General features: G+C 67.2%; 16 protein-coding genes and 1 pseudogene. 15 read left to right on the plus strand and 2 right to left on the minus strand.

From position 1 onward, the window contains the following. Positions 1–411 precede the first annotated feature (411 nt). Entirely contained in the window at positions 412–1,668 is a 1,257-nt protein-coding gene (gene tgt, locus ACWDTI_RS02960) for a tRNA guanosine(34) transglycosylase Tgt (protein WP_449736552.1), read from the minus strand. Between the two features lie 66 nt (positions 1,669–1,734). Here tgt and ACWDTI_RS02965 point away from each other — a divergent pair, with 66 nt between their 5' ends. From ACWDTI_RS02965 to ACWDTI_RS02975, 3 genes and pseudogenes are all read left to right on the plus strand, one after another. Further along, positions 1,735–2,175, plus strand: a complete 441-nt coding sequence (locus ACWDTI_RS02965; protein WP_449736553.1) for a hypothetical protein — start codon at positions 1,735–1,737, stop codon at positions 2,173–2,175. Between the two features lie 74 nt (positions 2,176–2,249). Then, on the plus strand, positions 2,250–3,017 hold the full coding sequence (locus ACWDTI_RS02970; protein WP_449736940.1) for a MerR family transcriptional regulator: 768 nt from the start codon (positions 2,250–2,252) through the stop codon (positions 3,015–3,017). Between the two features lie 77 nt (positions 3,018–3,094). Beyond that, a pseudogene (locus ACWDTI_RS02975) lies at positions 3,095–3,964 on the plus strand (alpha/beta hydrolase); the annotation flags it as partial. 16 nt (positions 3,965–3,980) lie between these two features. On the opposite strand, the gene ACWDTI_RS02980 reads toward ACWDTI_RS02975, so the two are convergent. After that, on the minus strand, positions 3,981–5,300 hold the full coding sequence (locus ACWDTI_RS02980; RefSeq protein WP_449736554.1) for a UDP-N-acetylmuramoyl-tripeptide--D-alanyl-D-alanine ligase: 1,320 nt from the start codon (positions 5,298–5,300) through the stop codon (positions 3,981–3,983). A gap of 66 nt (positions 5,301–5,366) precedes the next feature. Here ACWDTI_RS02980 and ACWDTI_RS02985 point away from each other — a divergent pair, with 66 nt between their 5' ends. The 12 genes from ACWDTI_RS02985 (at position 5,367) to nuoK (ending at position 17,619) form a co-directional block, all read left to right on the plus strand. Next, positions 5,367–6,443, plus strand: coding sequence for a D-alanine--D-alanine ligase family protein (locus tag ACWDTI_RS02985; protein WP_449736555.1), 1,077 nt, complete (start codon positions 5,367–5,369; stop codon positions 6,441–6,443). A 169-nt stretch (positions 6,444–6,612) separates the two neighbouring features. Continuing rightward, entirely contained in the window at positions 6,613–7,026 is a 414-nt protein-coding gene (locus tag ACWDTI_RS02990; protein WP_449736556.1) for a hypothetical protein, read from the plus strand. 107 nt (positions 7,027–7,133) lie between these two features. Continuing rightward, on the plus strand, positions 7,134–7,544 hold the full coding sequence (locus ACWDTI_RS02995; RefSeq protein WP_449736557.1) for an NADH-quinone oxidoreductase subunit A: 411 nt from the start codon (positions 7,134–7,136) through the stop codon (positions 7,542–7,544). A gap of 70 nt (positions 7,545–7,614) precedes the next feature. Beyond that, positions 7,615–8,169: a NuoB/complex I 20 kDa subunit family protein gene (locus ACWDTI_RS03000; protein ID WP_449736558.1), complete on the plus strand. Its 555-nt coding sequence runs from the start codon at positions 7,615–7,617 to the stop codon at positions 8,167–8,169. Continuing rightward, entirely contained in the window at positions 8,166–8,891 is a 726-nt protein-coding gene (locus tag ACWDTI_RS03005) for an NADH-quinone oxidoreductase subunit C (RefSeq protein ID WP_449736559.1), read from the plus strand. Before ACWDTI_RS03000 ends, ACWDTI_RS03005 begins: the two co-directional genes overlap by 4 nt. Next, complete coding sequence (gene nuoD / locus ACWDTI_RS03010; RefSeq protein WP_449736560.1) at positions 8,891–10,240, plus strand: NADH dehydrogenase (quinone) subunit D; 1,350 nt, start codon at positions 8,891–8,893, stop codon at positions 10,238–10,240. The genes ACWDTI_RS03005 and nuoD overlap by 1 nt, the downstream gene beginning before the upstream one ends. After that, the gene (nuoF, locus tag ACWDTI_RS03015) at positions 10,237–12,285 is read left to right on the plus strand and encodes an NADH-quinone oxidoreductase subunit NuoF (protein ID WP_449736561.1); all 2,049 of its coding nucleotides are present in this window, start codon (positions 10,237–10,239) and stop codon (positions 12,283–12,285) included. Before nuoD ends, nuoF begins: the two co-directional genes overlap by 4 nt. Beyond that, a complete protein-coding gene (locus ACWDTI_RS03020) occupies positions 12,282–14,684 on the plus strand; it encodes an NADH-quinone oxidoreductase subunit G (protein ID WP_449736562.1) in 2,403 nt (800 codons plus the stop codon). The genes nuoF and ACWDTI_RS03020 overlap by 4 nt, the downstream gene beginning before the upstream one ends. Beyond that, complete coding sequence (gene nuoH / locus ACWDTI_RS03025; RefSeq protein ID WP_449736563.1) at positions 14,681–15,988, plus strand: NADH-quinone oxidoreductase subunit NuoH; 1,308 nt, start codon at positions 14,681–14,683, stop codon at positions 15,986–15,988. The genes ACWDTI_RS03020 and nuoH overlap by 4 nt, the downstream gene beginning before the upstream one ends. Beyond that, positions 15,981–16,529 (plus strand): NADH-quinone oxidoreductase subunit NuoI, encoded by a 549-nt coding sequence (gene nuoI, locus ACWDTI_RS03030; RefSeq protein ID WP_449736564.1) that lies wholly within the window; start codon positions 15,981–15,983, stop codon positions 16,527–16,529. Before nuoH ends, nuoI begins: the two co-directional genes overlap by 8 nt. Continuing rightward, positions 16,526–17,323 carry an NADH-quinone oxidoreductase subunit J gene (locus ACWDTI_RS03035; protein WP_449736565.1) on the plus strand — a complete coding sequence of 266 codons (798 nt, stop codon included), beginning with the start codon at positions 16,526–16,528 and terminating at the stop codon, positions 17,321–17,323. Before nuoI ends, ACWDTI_RS03035 begins: the two co-directional genes overlap by 4 nt. Then, on the plus strand, positions 17,320–17,619 hold the full coding sequence (nuoK, locus tag ACWDTI_RS03040) for an NADH-quinone oxidoreductase subunit NuoK (RefSeq protein ID WP_449736566.1): 300 nt from the start codon (positions 17,320–17,322) through the stop codon (positions 17,617–17,619). Before ACWDTI_RS03035 ends, nuoK begins: the two co-directional genes overlap by 4 nt. Positions 17,620–17,660: the final 41 nt, after the last annotated feature.

Below are 17,660 nucleotides of genomic sequence, written 5' to 3' on the forward strand. Positions count from 1 at the left end.
TGGTCGAGTAAGCGACCGAGCTTGCGAGGCCGCGCATCGACGCCACTCCCGTTCCCCGGCAACCGATCTCGATGCGTTCGTCGCTAGCGCTCCTCACTTACTCGATCAACGGGGGCGGTGACCCTCCGCCGATCGAGTACGGCTGTCAGGAAGACTCGCCACCCCCGCCGGTCGAGTAAGCGACCGAGCCTGCGAGGCCGCGCATCGACGCCACTCCCATTCCCCGGCAACCGATCTCGATGCGTTCGTCGCTAGCGCTCCTCACTTACTCGATCAACGGGGGCGGTGACCCTCCGCTGGTCGAGTAAGCGGGGGTGGTGCCTATTCGGATCAGGCCACGAGCGACTCGAGGCGCCGCATCCGCCGATCGAGTAAGGCCCCGAGCGAAGCGAGGCGCCGCATCGAGATCACTCAATCCCCGTAGTACCGGCGCAGGAACTCGTCGCGGTACTCGACATAGGTGCCATCCTCGATGGCCTGGCGGGCACGATCGACCAGCGTGACGATGAACGAAACATTGTGCAGCGTCGCGAGAGTGGCGGCCAGCCCCTCCTTGGCCTTGAACAGATGGTGCAGGTAGGCGCGGGAGTATTGCGAGGTGTAGTTGTCGATCTCGGGGTCGAGCGACCGGAAGTCCTTGCGGTAGCGGGCATTGGTGATGTTGTAGCGCCCGTCGAGGGAGTAGATGGCACCATTGCGGGCCACGCGGGTCGGGGACACACAGTCGAAGGTGTCGACACCGTTCTCGATGGCGGTGAAGATGTCGTCGGGTTCGCTGATCCCGAGGAGGTGCTTCGGGGCATCCTCGGGCAGCACATCGTTGACCCAGCCGACGATGGTGCCGAGATTGTCCTTCTCCAGCGCGCCGCCGATTCCGTAGCCACCGAATCCTTTTCCGCCGTCCTCCTGGTCGATGCGACTGAGCTCGACCAGATCCCGCGCGGCCTTGCGTCGCAGATCCTCGTATTGGGCGCCCTGGATGACACCCCACAGCGACTGCTGCGGGCGGTGCGACCGCTCTACGGAGAGCCGGTTGTGTTCGGCGAGACAGCGGATCGCCCACAGGCGGGTGCGTTCGAGCGAATTCTCCTGATAGGAACGGGTGTTCATCAGGGTGGTGAGTTCGTCGAACGCGAAGATGATGTCGGCGCCGAGGTGATGCTGGATCTGCATCGACACCTCGGGGGTGAACCGGTGTGACGATCCGTCCAGATGCGACTTGAACGTGACACCGTCGTCGTCCACATTCGAAAGTCGTTCGCGGCCATTGGCGGTCATCTCGTCGTCGGGTTCGCCGGTGGCCTCCATCGAGATCACCTTCTTGAATCCGACGCCGAGTGACATGACCTGGAAACCGCCGCTGTCGGTGTAGGTCGGGCCGGACCAGTTCATGAAAGCCCCGAGTCCGCCGGCTTCGTCGACGATCTCCGGGCCGGGCTGCAGGTACAGGTGGTAGGCGTTGGCGAGCACCGCCTGTGCGCCGAGCGCGGCCACCGATTCGGGCAGCACCGTCTTGACGGTCGCCTTGGTGCCCACCGGGACGAACGCGGGTGTGTGGATCTGTCCGTGCGGGGTGTCGATGACGCCGGTGCGGCCGAGCGTGCCGGGCAACGACGTCCCGACGGTGAACGAGTGGTCGGGCGTCAATACGGTGTCGTTGGTGCTCACCGCAGCATCTTCCCAGGTCGGCGCCAACGGCCCAAACCGGTGCAGTTGATTCGCTACGGTGAACCCATGTCGCGCAACAGCTGTCGTCTCGGCCTGGTCGTCGCCACCGCAGCCCTGGGGGTGACGCTCGCCGCATGTGGTTCCGAGCAGGAAGCGCCGTCCACATCGACGGCGGCCGTCGTGTCGGAGAACTCCTCGGCACCCGTGGTCGCGGGTCCGCGTCCCGCCTCGTCGGAGGCGTCGGCGGCGAGTTCGGCGGCCGGCGTCGCCCGTGAGTGCGGCACCACCGCGGGACCGGACGGCGCCCTGCACATCGTGATCACCGCCGGTTCGGTCGACTGTGCCGACGCCAAGGCTCTCGCCGACAAGTACAGCCCGATGATCGCCACCGGCAAGATCCAGACCGTCGACGACTGGAAGTGCGGCCCCGCGCAGATCCCCGGCGTCCTTGCCGCCTGTACACGGTCGGTCGACGGCGTCGACCAGGTCGTCTCGTTCTCGCCGTGATCCCCGAGAAACACGCTTGACCCTGACGCGACGTCAGGCGCACAGTGTCCGGTGTGAGCGAAGGAATGCACCAGGTGACGCAGGAACACACCGTCGGCGAGGTCGCCCGGATGGTCGGCATCAGCGTCCGCGCGCTGCACCACTACGACCGGATCGGGCTGGTTCTGCCGTCCGAGCGGACCGCGGCAGGCTACCGCGTCTACAGCGACGCCGACATCGAGCGCCTCCATCAGGTGCTCACCTACCGTGAACTGGGCTTTTCGCTCGAGCAGATCGCGACCCTGCTCGACGATCCGACCGTGGACGCGATCGCGCATCTGCGGGATCAGCACGACCTGCTGACCCAACGGATCGATCGCTTGCACCAGATGGTCGCAGCTGTGGAGGACATGATGAACGCCAAGCGCGAGGGCGTGCAGTTGACCGCCGAGGAGCAGGCCGAGATCTTCGGCCGGGACTGGCTCGGCGACGAGTACGCCGCCGAAGCGGAGGAACGGTGGGGCGAGACCGATGCCTGGAAGCAGAGTCAGGAGCGAACCGCGCGGTTCGGCAAGGACGACTGGCGGCAGGTGAAAGCCGACACCGATGCGCTGGAGTCGCGGTTCGCCGACGCGCTCGGCGCCGGTATCGCACCCGGAACCCCCGAGGCCGACGCCCTTGCCGAGGCACACCGGGCCGGGATCAACCGGTTCTACGACTGCAGCCACGAGATGCAGGTGAATCTCGCCGAGATGTATCTTGCCGATCCGCGATTCACCCGGCACTACGACGACCGCGTGGAGGGGTTGGCGCAGTACGTGCACGACGTGATCGTCGCGAATGCGAGGCAGGACCGGGACTGACGCTTCGCCTGCGCCAAATCGGGTAGTGCACTACTCAAGCGCCTGGTCGTGCGCAGCCCTACCGTTCGTGCATGGTCGCCAATGGCTTCGGCTTGAACATTGTTAAACGCAACGAGAACGACACACGGTTGAAGTTCTATCGCTTCAGCACCGCTGCGATCGGGTGGAGTCCGGGCGTCAATGTCCTGCTGCCCGCTGACTACTCGACCAGCGGGCTGCGCTATCCCGTCCTGTACATGCTGCACGGCGGCAACCAAGACTTCCGAACCTACTACGACGAATGCAACATGCGTGATCTCACCGCCGGCAAGCCGATCATCGTCGTCATGCCCGACGGTGGGCACTTCGGCTGGTACTGCAACCCGGTGTCCTCTTCCGCCGGTCCGCGCAACTGGGAGCACTTCCACATGGGGCAGCTGCTGCCGTGGATCGATGCGAACTTCCGGACCCATGCGACACCGGCCGGACGCGCCGTCGGCGGATTCTCGATGGGCGGGTTCGGGGCGCTGAAGTACGCCGTCAAGTACTTCGGCCATTTCGCCTCGGTGAGTGCGCACTCCGGGCCACCCAGCCTGCGCCGCGATGCCGGCCTCGTCGTGAACTGGGCGAACGTAACGTCGGCGTTCGACCTTGGCGGCGGCACGGTTTATGGGGCACCGTTGTGGTCCGAGCTGCGGGTCAGTGCCGACAATCCCGTCGAACACATCGACCGCTTTGCCGACAAGCGTGTCTTCCTGGTTGCCGGAACAAGTCCCGATCCCGTCAACTGGTTCAGCACCGTGAACGAGACCGAGGTGTTGCGCGGCCAACAGGAGTTCGGCAAGCTCCTCGCCAACGCGGGTATCCCGTTCGAGGCGCACGAGGTGCCAGGCGGCCACGAGTTCCGCCAACCGTTGTTCACCACCGACCTGAACGGCATCCTCGCTCACCTGCTGCCGGCGTCGTAACGCCGGCCGGACCACCTCAGCCCTGCAGCGCCTCGGCCACCCGTTCGAGGGCCGCGACACGGCTGCCCTTCACCAGGACCGCGTCACCGTCGGACAGGCCGTCGAGGGCGGCGACCGCAGCCTCGACGTCGTCGACATGTGTGGTGTCTGGGCCATAGCTCGGCTCGGCAACCGCGATCACCTCGATGCCGAGTTCGCGCGCCTGGATCGCGATCGCCGCGTGCTGCGCGGCGGACTCCTCGCCGAGTTCGGCCATGGTGCCCAGGACCGCGATCCGTCGCCGGGCCTCGAGCGCGGCCAGCGACTGCAGCGCCGCCGACATCGACGTCGGGTTCGCGTTGTAGGCGTCGTTCAGGATGGTCACCCCGCCCGACGTGGTGACGAGCTCCATGCGCAACCCGGACAGTTCCGCGTCGAGCAGGCCCGCCGGCATCTTCTCCACAGGCACGCCGAGCCAGCCGGCGGCGGTGGCCGCAGCCAAGGCGTTGGGGACCTGATGCTCGCCGCGCGCACCGAGCCGGACGTCGGCCTCGCCCCAGGGAGTGTGCAGGCGGAACGACGCGCGAAGTTGCTCGTCGAGCACGATGCCCGAGGCGTGGACGTCGGCGGTCGGCGTCAACCCGAAGGTCAGCACGGCTGCGTCCGTGCGGTCGGCCATGGCCGCGACGTGTTTGTGGTCGGCGTTGAGCACGGCGAGCCCGTCGACCGGGAGGGCCTCGACCAGTTCGCCCTTGGCGCGCGCAACCGCCTCGATGTCGCCGAACAGCTCCAGATGCACACCTTCGACGCGGGTGATGATGCCGACGGTCGGTCGCGCGATCTCGCACAGCAGATCGATGTGGCCGATACCGCGGGCACCCATCTCGACGACGACGGCCTCGGTGGCGTCGTCGGCGCCGATGAGGGTGAGCGGGAGACCGAGTTCGTTGTTGAACGACTTCGCGCTGGCGGTGGTGCGGTAGGTGGTGGCCAGCGCGCCGGCCAGCAGATCCTTGGTGGACGTCTTGCCGACGGAGCCGGTGACGCCGACGACACGACCGGGCAGCCGGTCGCGGGCGGCGCTGCCGAGGTCGGCGAGGGCGGCCGCTGTGTTGGTGACCACGATTGCGGGAATGTCGACGCCCGGGATCGACCCTTCCGATGAGAGATACGCCACGGCGCCTGCCTCGACGGCGGCGGGCACGAACTCGTGGCCGTCGCGGTCCGCGACGATCGGGACGAACAGCTGCCCGGCGCGGACCGTGCGGGAATCGATGCCCACACTGTCGATCACGACGTCGTCGCCGATCAATTGACCGCCGACGGCCTGCGCCACCTCACTCGCCCTGAAATGCACACCGCAACGCTACAAGGCGCCCGGCGTGTTCGGCCGTCGGCACCCGCGGGCCGTATCGTGACAGCCATGGCTTCACCCCTGCTGCGTCTGGTCGTCCTCTTCGGCGGCGTGTCCGCCGAACACGATGTGTCGTGTGTGACGGCTGCGCACGTCCTGGCCGCCGCGAACCGCGAGACCTACGATCTCGTCCCGATCGGCATCGCCAAGGACGGCACGTGGCTACGCAACGACAAGGCGATCGCCGCGATCGCCGAGGGCAGTGACCTGCCGGAGAAGCTCGAGCCGGCGGGAACCGTCGTCGAGCCGCTGACCGCGATCCGCGGTGACGACTCAGGCGCGATCACCGTCGTGTTGCCGCTGCTCCACGGGCCGCACGGGGAGGACGGGACGATCCAGGGCATGCTCGAGATCTTCAAGGTGCCCTACGTGGGAGCCGGTGTGCTCTCGTCCGCGGTGTGCATGGACAAGGCGATGGCCAAGGTCGTCGCCGAGCACTTCGGCATTCCGCAGTGCCGGTGGCTGGAGTTCCGCGACGGCATCGACGACTCGCGGACGATCGTGCGCCAGGCGGTCGACGAGTTGGGGCTGCCGCTGTTCGTCAAGCCGGCCAACCTCGGATCGTCGGTCGGTATCACCAAGGCGCACGACGTCGCCGAGCTGGACGAGGCGATCGATCTGGCGCTGCGCTACGACGACGTGGTGATCATCGAGGAGAACGTGACGGCACGCGAGATCGAGGTCGCCGTGCTCGGCAACACCGCGCCCGAGGCGTCGGTGCCCGGCGAGATCCTGCCCGGCAGCGAGTTCTACGACTACGACGACAAGTACGTCACCGGGGCGGCGCAGCTGGTGATTCCGGCGGACCTGCCGGCCGACGCCGCCCATGAGGTGCGCGAGCTGGCCGCAAAGGCGTTCACCGCTCTGCGGTGCGCCGGCATGGCGCGGGTCGACTTCTTCTACGAGGAGGATGGCCGCGGCTGGCTGCTGAACGAGATCAACACGATCCCGGGCTTCACGCCTGCATCGATGTACCCCAAGCTGTGGGAGGCGACCGGTGTCGCGTACCCGGATCTGATCGACCAGCTCGTCACCCACGCCCTCGAGACCCATCGCCGGCGGGTGGGGTTCTCCACCGAGCACTGAAAGTCCCGACGCCGAGACGAGGTCGCACGCGACCTGCCGTCGGTGTTGCGAGCTCGGTCGAGGTCGCATCGTCGAACTGACATCGCGTGCGACCTCATTCTCCGAGCCACACGCACGCCTGTCGGTGTCGTACGACCGGCACACCAACCCGCGCGGTAGTGTTCACGACGTGACAGACCCTCAGGTGCAGCCGGCTTCGGCATTGCGCGTGTTGGTCTATTCGGATCATTCGGACACGCGGTCGCAGGTGATCAGCGCGTTGGGCCGGCGCCCCGACCCCGAGCTCCCCGAACTCAGCTTCGTCGAGGTGGCGACCGCGCCGATGGTGTTCGCGCAGCTCGATGCGGGCGTGATCGATGTGGTCATCCTCGACGGCGAGGCCTCCCCGGCCGGCGGTATGGGGGTCGCCAAGCAGATGCGTGACGAGATCGATCCGTGCCCGCCGATCCTGCTGCTCCTCGGACGCGCCGACGACCGGTGGCTCGCCGACTGGTCACGCGCCGACGCGACGGCCACCCTCCCGGTGGATCCGATCGCGTTGTCGACGACCCTCGTCGACCTGCTCCGATCCTCCGGACGCTAGGGCGTAACGACACGTCGGCCCAAACGTTGGCGGCATGCCCGCGAACGCTTGTAGGCTTGTGTGACAGCTCACATCGGGCCTAGTTACCCTGGGGAGGCCGCCGCTCTATGAACGCCTACGTCCCGATCATGGTGCTCGGGGCAATTGCCGTGGCGTTCGCGGTGTTTTCGGTCGGGATCGCCATGCTCGTCGGCCCGAAACGGTACAACCGCGCCAAATTGGAACCGTACGAGTGCGGCATCGAACCGCTGACCGAGACACACGCGATGTCCGCGTCTGGCCCCGGTCTCTCGACCGCCACGCGCACCGAGCGCGCCGTCCAACGCATCCCGGTCAAGTACTACCTGACGGCGATGCTGTTCATCATCTTCGACATCGAGATCGTCTTCCTCTACCCGTGGGCGGTCGCCTTCGACGCGCTCGGTTGGTTCGGGCTCGTCGCGATGGCCTTGTTCATCGTGAACGTCTCGGTGGCCTACGCCTACGAGTGGCGTCGCGGAGGGTTGAGCTGGGAATGACCGGTGGTTCGGTGCGCCCGTGTGGGTGCGCCGACCCCGAACGGACAAGACATGCAAGGAGGTTCGCGTTATGGGACTTGAGGAACGACTTCCCAGCGGCTTCCTGCTGAGTACGGTCGAGGATCTGGCGGGCTTCATGCGCAAAGGATCGTTGTGGCCGGCCACCTTCGGGCTGGCGTGCTGCGCGATCGAGATGATGGCCACCACCTCCGGCCGCTATGACCTCGCGCGCTTCGGCATGGAGGCGTTCCGCGCCTCTCCGCGGCAGGCCGATCTGATGATCGTCGCCGGGCGGGTGAGTCAGAAGATGGCACCGGTGCTGCGGCAGATCTACGACCAGATGGTCGAGCCCAAATGGGTACTGGCGATGGGGGTTTGCGCGTCATCGGGCGGGATGTTCAACAACTACGCGATCGTGCAGGGCGTCGACCACGTGGTACCCGTCGACATCTACCTGCCGGGGTGCCCGCCTCGACCGGAGATGCTGCTCAACGCGATCCTCAAGCTGCACGAGCAGATCGGGCAGATGCCCCTCGGCGTCAACCGTGAGCAGGCGGTCTGGGCGGCGGAACAGGCGGCGCTGCAAGCCAAGCCGACGATCGAGATGAAGGGATTGTTGCGATGACCTCGGGGGAGAAGCCCGGCGGCGCCGAACAGATCGGGGTGCGACGCGGCCTGTTCGGTGTGCAGGGCAGCGGCGACACCTCCGGGTACGGCGGCCTGGTGCAGGCGGTGACACTGCCCGGCAGTTCGGTACGCCCGTACGGGTCGTACTTCGACGAGGTCGCCGACGAACTCGCCGCCGGACTCGGCGAGATACCCGCGCCCGGAGCCGCTGGAAAGACGACGGAGGGGGGAGGCATTACGTTCGACGACGCGATCGAGAAGGTCGTCGTCTTCCGCGACGAGATGACGCTGGACGTCCGCCGCGAGCACCTTCGGGCCGTCGCGCTGACACTGCGCAACCGGCAGTCGTTGCGGTTCGAATTGTGTCTGGGCGTCAACGGTGTTCACTATCCCGACGATCGCGATCGAGAACTGCATGCGGTGTATCCGCTGATGTCGATCACCCACAACCGCCGGGTCCGGCTCGAGGTCGCGTGCCCCGACGCCGACCCGCACATCCCGAGCCTGTGCGACATCTACCCGACCAACGACTGGCACGAGCGCGAGACCTACGACTTCTTCGGCATCGTCTTCGACGGGCACCGCTCGTTGACCCGCATCGAGATGCCCGACGACTGGCAGGGGCATCCGCAGCGCAAGGACTACCCACTGGGCGGAGTTCCCGTGGAGTACAAGGGAACCCGTGTGGCTCCCCCCGACCAGCGGAGGTCCTACAGCTGATGACCACCACCGACGACGGGCGCCGCGAGCGGGACCGATCCGACCCGAACCCGGCCACCTACACCGTGTCCGGGCAAGATTGGGACGAGATCGTCACCGCCGTCCGCGAACGTGCCGCCGCACAACCCGGCGACGAACGCATCGTGGTCAACATGGGTCCGCAACACCCGTCCACGCACGGTGTGCTGCGCCTGATCCTGGAGATCGAGGGCGAGACGGTCACCGAGGCCCGCTGCGGAATCGGCTACCTGCACACCGGGATCGAGAAGAACCTGGAGTTCCGCAACTGGACGCAGGGCGTCACCTTCGTCACGCGGATGGACTATCTGTCGCCCTTCTTCAACGAAACCGCCTACTGCCTCGGCGTCGAGAAGCTGCTCGGGATCACCGACGACATCCCGGAGCGCGCCAGCGTGATCCGCGTGATGATGATGGAACTCAACCGGATCACGTCGCATCTGGTCGCCCTGGCGACCGGCGGGATGGAACTCGGTGCGGTCACCGCGATGTTCCTCGGTTTCCGCGAGCGCGAGATGATCCTCGACCTGTTCGAGTACATCACCGGACTGCGGATGAACCACGCCTACATCCGCCCGGGCGGGGTGTCGCAGGATCTTCCCGACGACGGAGCCGACAAGGTGGCCGAGGTGCTCGACCTGCTGCCGGCCCGACTCGCCGAACTCGAAGATCTGTTGAACGACAACTACATCTGGAAGGCACGCACTCAAGGTGTCGGCTACCTGGACCTCACCGGTTGTATGGCGCTCGGGATCACCGGACCTGTCCTGCGGTCCACCGGATTGCCGCACGATCTTCGAAAGTCGCAGCCCTACTGCGGATATGAGAGCTACGAGTTCGACGTCATCACCGATACCGCATGTGATTCGTACGGGCGCTACCTGATCCGGGTCAAGGAGATGAAGGAGTCGGTGCGGATCGCCCGGCAATGCCTCGAGCGACTGCAGCCGGGCCCGGTGATGGTGGAGGACCGAAAGATAGCGTGGCCCGCCGATCTGGCGCTCGGCCCCGACGGTCTCGGGAACTCTCCCGAACACATCGCGAAGATCATGGGCACCTCGATGGAAGCCCTCATCCACCATTTCAAGCTCGTCACCGAAGGTATGCGCGTGCCGGCGGGGCAATGCTATGTGGCGGTGGAATCCCCGCGCGGCGAACTGGGCGTGCACATGGTCAGCGACGGTGGCACGCGTCCCTATCGCGTGCACTATCGCGACCCGTCGTTCACGAATCTGCAAGCGGTGGCGGCGATGTGCGAGGGCGGAATGGTCGCCGACGTGATCACCGCCGTCGCCAGTATCGACCCGGTGATGGGAGGGGTTGACCGATGACAGACCCGGTGTTCGTGGATCTCACCGCACCGCCGGCCGCCGGCTCGCCGGCGATCCCGCAGGCCCCGCATCCGGCGATCAGTTTCTCCGGACCCGCCGAGTACCCCGCCGACGTCACCGAACGGCTCGCGGAGGAGGCGACGACGATCATCGCCCGCTATCCGGTGGCCCGGTCGGCGTTGTTGCCGCTGTTGCATCTCGTTCAGGCACATGACCGCTACATCACCCGCGCGGGCGTCGGTTTCTGTGCGGCGCAACTGAATCTGACGGCGGCCGAGGTGGCCGCGGTGGCCACGTTCTACTCGATGTACCGCCGCTCCCCGACGGGTGAGTACCTCGTCGGGGTGTGCACCAACACCCTGTGTGCGGTGATGGGTGGGGACGAGATCCTGGCGGCACTCGAGGAACACCTCGGTATCTCGCCCGGCGAGACCACGGCGGACGGCCGGATCACCCTCGAACACGTCGAATGCAACGCCGCCTGCGACCACGCACCGGTGGTGATGGCTAACTGGGAGTTCATCGATCGGCAAACCCCCTCGAGCGCCATCGAATTGGTGGAGGATCTGCGGGCCGGGGTGACGACGGTGCCGTCGCGCGGCACCGGCACTGTGTGCTCGTTCCACCAGACGGCGCGGTTGTTGGCGGGCGTGGACGAGGTGTCGCCGTCTCCCCCGCCCGCTGCGGAGCCCGCGAGCGCAGCAAGCGCAGCGGGCGAGCGTCACGAAGGGTCGGAGCCCGCCGAACCCCCTGTACTGAGCCGGTTCTGGGACGAGCCGGAGTCGTGGACGCTGCGCACCTACGAATCCCATGACGGATACACCGCACTGCGGACGGCCGTGCGGCAACCCCCCGACGACCTCATCGCCACCGTCAAGGCGTCGGGGTTGCGGGGTCGTGGCGGCGCCGGATTCCCGGTCGGCATGAAGTGGTCGTTCATCCCGCAATCCGACGACCCCGACGCCAAGCCCCATTACCTGGTGGTCAATGCCGACGAGTCCGAGCCGGGCACGTGCAAGGACATGCCGCTCATGCTCGCGTCCCCGCACACGCTCATCGAGGGCGCCATCATCGCCGCCTACGCGATCCGGGCGCGCCATGCGTTCATCTACGTGCGCGGCGAGGTGTCCTCGGTCATCCGGCGGCTGCGCACCGCGGTCGAGGAGGCCTACGCCGCCGGGTATCTCGGCGAGAACGTACTCGGTTCGGGATTCGACCTGGACCTGGTGGTGCATGCGGGTGCGGGTGCCTACATCTGCGGCGAGGAGACCGCGCTGCTGGATTCGCTCGAGGGCCGTCGCGGGCAACCCCGCCTGCGTCCGCCGTTCCCGGCGGTCGCCGGCCTATACGCCAGTCCGACGGTCGTCAACAACGTCGAGTCCATCGCCAGCGTGCCGTCGATCATCCGCAACGGCGTCGACTGGTTCCGGTCGATGGGCACCGAGAAGTCCCCCGGCTTCACCCTGTATTCGCTGTCCGGGCATGTGACCAATCCCGGGCAGTACGAAGCGGCGCTGGGGATCACGTTGCGCGAGTTGCTCGATCGCGCCGGCGGTGTGCGCGCCGGGCACGAGTTGAAGTTCTGGACCCCGGGCGGATCGTCGACGCCCATGTTCACCGCCGAGCACCTCGACGTCCCGCTCGACTACGAGGGTGTCGGGGAGGCCGGTTCCATGTTGGGCACCAAGGCCTTACAGATCTTCGACGAGACGACGTGCGTGGTGCGCGCGGTGTTGCGGTGGACCGAGTTCTACGCCCACGAATCGTGCGGGAAGTGCACCCCGTGTCGCGAGGGCACCTACTGGCTGGTGCAACTCCTCCGACGGGTCGAGGCGGGCGAGGGCAGCGCCGCCGATCTGGACATCCTGGCCGACGTCACGAACACCATTGTCGGTAAATCGTTCTGCGCGCTCGGCGACGGCGCCGGCAGCCCGATCGTGTCGTCGCTCGAGTACTTCCGCGACGAGTACCTGGCCCACTTCGACGGTGGATGCCCGTTCGATCCGGAGGCATCCACCGACTACCCATCCGGGGAGGCCCGATGACCGCCGTCGACGACGCCAAGGCCGCCGACCAGAAACCGGATCTGGTCTCGGTGACCATCGACGGCACCGAGATCTCGGTGGCGCCGGGGACTCTCATCATCCGGGCGGCCGAGCAGATCGGGGTGCAGATCCCCCGGTTCTGCGATCACCCGCTGCTCGATCCGGTCGGCGCCTGCCGGCAATGCCTGGTCGAGGTCGAGGGGCAGCGCAAGCCGCTCGCGTCGTGCACGTCGGTGGTGACCGACGGCATGGTGGTCCACACCCAGCTCAGCTCGGAGGTCGCCGAAAAGGCGCAGCGTGGCGTGATGGAGCTGCTGCTGATCAATCATCCGCTGGACTGCCCGGTGTGCGACAAGGGTGGCGAGTGCCCGCTGCAGAATCAGGCGATGTCCTCAGGCCGTGGGGAATCCCGTTTCACCGGCGTCAAGCGCACATTCACCAAGCCGGTGCCGCTGTCGTCGGAGGTGCTCCTCGACCGCGAACGCTGCGTGCTGTGTGCCCGGTGCACCCGGTTCTCCGATCAGATCGCCGGCGACCCGCTGATCAGTCTGCAGGATCGTGGTGCCCTGCAACAGGTCTCGATCTACGCCGACGAGCCGTTCGAATCGTACTTCTCCGGTAACACGGTGCAGATCTGCCCGGTCGGCGCCCTCACCGGCACCGCGTACCGCTTCCGGGCCCGTCCCTTCGATCTGGAGTCGACACCGAGCGTCTGCGAGCACTGCGCCAGCGGCTGCGCGCAGCGCACCGATCATCGGCGCGGAAAAGTGTTGCGGCGCCTGGCCGGCGACGACCCCGCCGTCAACGAGGAATGGAACTGCGACAAGGGCCGGTGGGCCTTCGCCTACACCGCCGCCGAGGACCGGATCAGCTCACCGATGGTCCGGGACACGAAAGGCATTCTGCGCGCGGTGTCCTGGGCGCATGCGCTCCGCGACGCCGCGGCCGGACTCACCACCAACCGGGGGCGCACCGGGGTGCTGGCCGGTGGCCGGCTGACCGCCGAGGACGCGTACGCCTACTCCCGCTTCGCGCGAACCGTTCTGGACACCAACGACATCGACTTCCGCGTGCGCGCCCACAGCGCCGAGGAGACCAAGTTCCTGGCGGCCCGCATCGCGACCCGCTCCGACGATGTCACCTATCGGGATCTGGACGGCGCACCCGCGGTTTTGCTGGTGGCCTTCGAACCGGAGGAGGAGTCGCCGATCGTCTTCATCCGGATGCGGCGCGCGGTGCGGACGGCCGGCCAGCGCGTGACGGCGATCGCGCCGTGGCGCAGCCGTGGGGTGACGAAACTCGACGGCGCTCTGCTGCAGACGATTCCGGGCGATGAGGCATCCGTGCTGGATTCGGTCACCGCGTCGGATGCGGTGGCGGCACCGGGTTCGATCATCGTCGTCGGGGAGCGACTGGCCACGGTGCCGGGCGGCCTGACCGCCGCCGCGCGACTCGCCGAACGCACCGGCGCTCGCCTGGCCTGGATTCCGCGGCGGGCCGGTGAGCGCGGCGCACTGGAAGTGGGTGCGGCACCCAATCTCCTGCCCGGCGGCCGCCCGCTCGCCGACGCCGATGCGCGCGCGGAGATCGCCCGAGCCTGGCAGGTGCGTGAGCTGCCGAGCACAGCCGGCCGTGACACCGCCGGCATCGTGGACGCGATCCGGGCCCGCCAGTTGGGCGCACTGCTCGTCGGCGGCGTGGAGATCGCCGACCTCCCCGATCCGACCGCGGCGATGTCCGCCCTCGCCGCAGCCGATTTCGTGGTGAGCCTGGAGATGCGACGCAGCCAGGTCACCGAGCGCGCCGACGTCGTGCTGCCGGTGGCGGCGGTCGCCGAGAAGTCGGGGATGTTCGTCGACTGGGAGGGCCGGGCCCGCCCCTTCGGCACCGCGCTGCAGCAGGCCGGAACGCTCTCCGACCATCGGGTGCTCACTGCGCTCGCCGCGCAGATGGGGGTGACCCTGCGGTGCGACGACCCCGCCGTCATCCGCGGAGACCTCGATCGCATCGGCGCCTGGCGGGGATCGCGGCCGGATCTGGGGGCACCGCAACCCGTTTCCCCGAGACCGGTGGCGGGCCACGGCGAGGCGGTGCTCGCGTCGTGGCGGATGCTGCTCGACGACGGCCGGTTGCAGGACGGTGAACCGCATCTCGCCGGTACCGCACGCACCCCGGTGGTGCGCCTGTCGGCCGACACCGCGGCCGGGATCGACGCCGTCGACGGTGCGCGGGTGTCCGTACGCACCGACCGCGGCGAGATCACGCTGCCGTTGACCATCACCGACATGGCCGACGGTGTGGTCTGGGTACCGATGAACACGCCCGGCGCATCGGTGAACACCCACCTCGGTGCGTCGCCGGGCGATATCGTCGCGATCGGCCCGGAGGTGCAGCAATGACGACCACGTACCTCGCCACGGACTTCCCCACCCTCGCCGACTTCGGCCACGACCCGTGGTGGCTGATCGCCGTCAAAGCGGTTGCGGTGTTCGCGTTCCTCGTCGCCAATCCCCTCGTCGCCATTCTGGCCGAACGAAAGATCATGGCGCGCATGCAGTCCCGGATCGGCCCCAACCGGGTCGGTCCGCACGGGCTGCTGCAGAGCCTCGCCGACGGCGTGAAACTCGCACTGAAGGAGGGCATCGTCCCGGTAGGTGTGGACAAGCTGATCTACCTGGCGGCGCCCATCATCGCCGTCGTCCCGGCGATCATGGCGTTCGCGGTCATCCCGTTCGGACCGATGGTGTCGGTGTTCGGTCATCCGACCCCGTTGCAGCTCACCGATCTTCCGGTCGGTGTGCTCTACGTCCTGGCGGTCACCTCGGTCGGCGTGTACGGCATCGTGCTGGCCGGCTGGTCGTCGGGCTCCACCTATCCCCTTCTCGGTGGTCTCCGGTCGACGGCGCAGGTGATCTCCTACGAGATCGCCATGGGGCTGACCTTCGCGGCGGTGTTCCTGGATGCGAGCACGATGTCGACGTCGGGGATCGTGGAATCGCAACAACATCATTGGTATGTCCTGTTGCTGTTGCCGTCGTTCGTGATCTACGCGATCTCCATGGTCGGCGAGACCAACCGCGCGCCCTTCGACCTGCCCGAGGCCGAGGGCGAGCTGGTCGGCGGGTTCCACACCGAGTACTCGTCTTTGAAGTTCGCGATGTTCATGCTCGCCGAGTACATCAACATGGTGACCGTGTCCGCCCTGGCCACCACCATGTTCCTCGGTGGCTGGCAGGCCCCGTGGCCGCTGTCCATCTGGGACGGAGCCAATTCCGGCTGGTGGCCGATCCTCTGGTTCACCCTCAAGGTCTGGGTGTTCCTGTTCGTCTTCATCTGGTTGCGCACCAGCCTCCCCCGCCTGCGCTACGACCAGTTCATGAATCTGGGCTGGAAGGTCCTCATCCCGATCTCACTGACCTGGGTGATGGTCGTCGCGGTGATCCGGGTCGCCGTCGGCGACCACGACCTGACCCGCGCGCTGATCTCCGCGGCGGCCGGGCTCGTCGTGACCGCGCTCATCGGCTACGCCGTCTGGCGCCTCATGCGTGCCCCCAGCGCACCCCCCGTCGAACCGAAATCGACGCCCGCCGCCTTCGACCCGATGGCCGGCGGGTTCCCCGTCCCGCCCCTCCCCGGCCAGGTGCTCCCGACGAGCACCACCCGGCCACCCTCCGACACGGCGAAGGAGACCACCGATGCCTGACTTCCTGAAACCGATGAACGGGTTGAAGGTCACCTTCTCCGGCATGTTCTCGCCGACGATCACCGAGTCGTACCCCGAACAGAAGGTACCCACCGCACCTCGGTATCACGGCCGCCACCAACTCAATCGGCATCCCGACGGCCTCGAGAAGTGCATCGGCTGCGAGTTGTGCGCGTGGGCCTGCCCGGCCGATGCGATCTATGTGGAGGGCGCCGACAACACCGAGGACGAGCGGTACTCGCCGGGTGAACGCTATGGCCGGGTCTATCAGATCAACTATCTGCGGTGCATCGGGTGTGGACTGTGCATCGAGGCCTGCCCCACCCGGGCGCTGACGATGACCAACGACTACGAACTCGCCGACGACAACCGCGCCGGGCTGATCTACGAGAAGGACCGGTTGCTCGCCCCGCTCCCACCGGACACGACGCCGCCGCCGCACGCCATGGCCCCCGGCTCCACCGAGGAGAACTACTACCGCGGCGAGGTGACCAAAGATGGGAAGCTCGTGAATCACACCACCGCAGAGGGCGACTCGTGACCGCCGCGGTGCTCGCCGCCGAACTGACCCGCACCTCCACGGGCGAGGCGATTCAGTTCTACGGGCTCGGTGTGGTCGCGGTTCTCGGCGCACTCGGCGTCGTGTTCGCCACCAAGGCCGTCTATTCGGCGATCTTCCTGGCGACGACGATGATCATCCTGGCGATCTTCTATGTCGCGCAGGGAGCTCTGTTCCTCGGCGTGGTCCAGGTGGTGGTCTACACCGGCGCGGTGATGATGCTGTTCCTGTTCGTGCTCATGCTCATCGGCGTCGACTCGTCGGATTCCCTCACCGAAACCCTTCGCGGACAACGCCTTGCCGCAGTGGTCATCGGTATCGGCTTCGGCATCCTCCTGATCGCGGCGATCGGCAGTGCGTCGCTCGCGGTATTCGCGGGAGCACCGGAGGCGAGTCCCGTGGTGGGTGGCGGAAACGCGAACATCGTTGCCATCGCCGAACTCATCTTCGTCCGATATCTGTGGGCGTTCGAACTGACCGGCGCTCTCCTGATCGCCGCCACACTGGGTGCGATGGTGCTCGCGCATCGAGAGCGCTTCGGGCCCCGGCGATCCCAGCGCGAGCTGTCGGAGGAACGGTTCCTGCACGGCGTCGACATGACGCCACGTCCCAGCCCTGGCGTGTTCGCCCGGCACAACGCCGTCGACGTGCCCGCTCTGCTGCCCGACGGCACGCCGTCGGACCTGTCGGTCAACGCGACCCTTCGGCCGCGGCCCGGCGCCGCTCCGGCACCCGAGGACGCCGGTATCCGCCACCAGTTGGGGAGTCAGCAATGAACCCGGAGAACTACCTCTACCTGTCCGCGTTGCTGTTCAGCATCGGCGCGGCGGGGGTTCTGCTGCGCCGCAACGCCATCGTCGTGTTCATGTGCGTCGAGTTGATGCTGAATGCGGCGAACCTGGCATTCGTCACGTTCGCCCGGATGCACGGTTCGTTCGACGGGCAGGTGATCGCCTTCTTCACCATGGTGGTCGCCGCGGCCGAGGTCGTCGTCGGACTGGCCATCATCATGACCATCTTCCGCGCCCGACGATCGGCCTCGGTGGACAACGCCGATCTGTTGAAACGCTGACCATTCACCCACCGCAAGACATCCCGACGCACGACATAAGG

The sequence above is a fragment of the Gordonia sp. NPDC003424 genome (assembly GCF_053588655.1).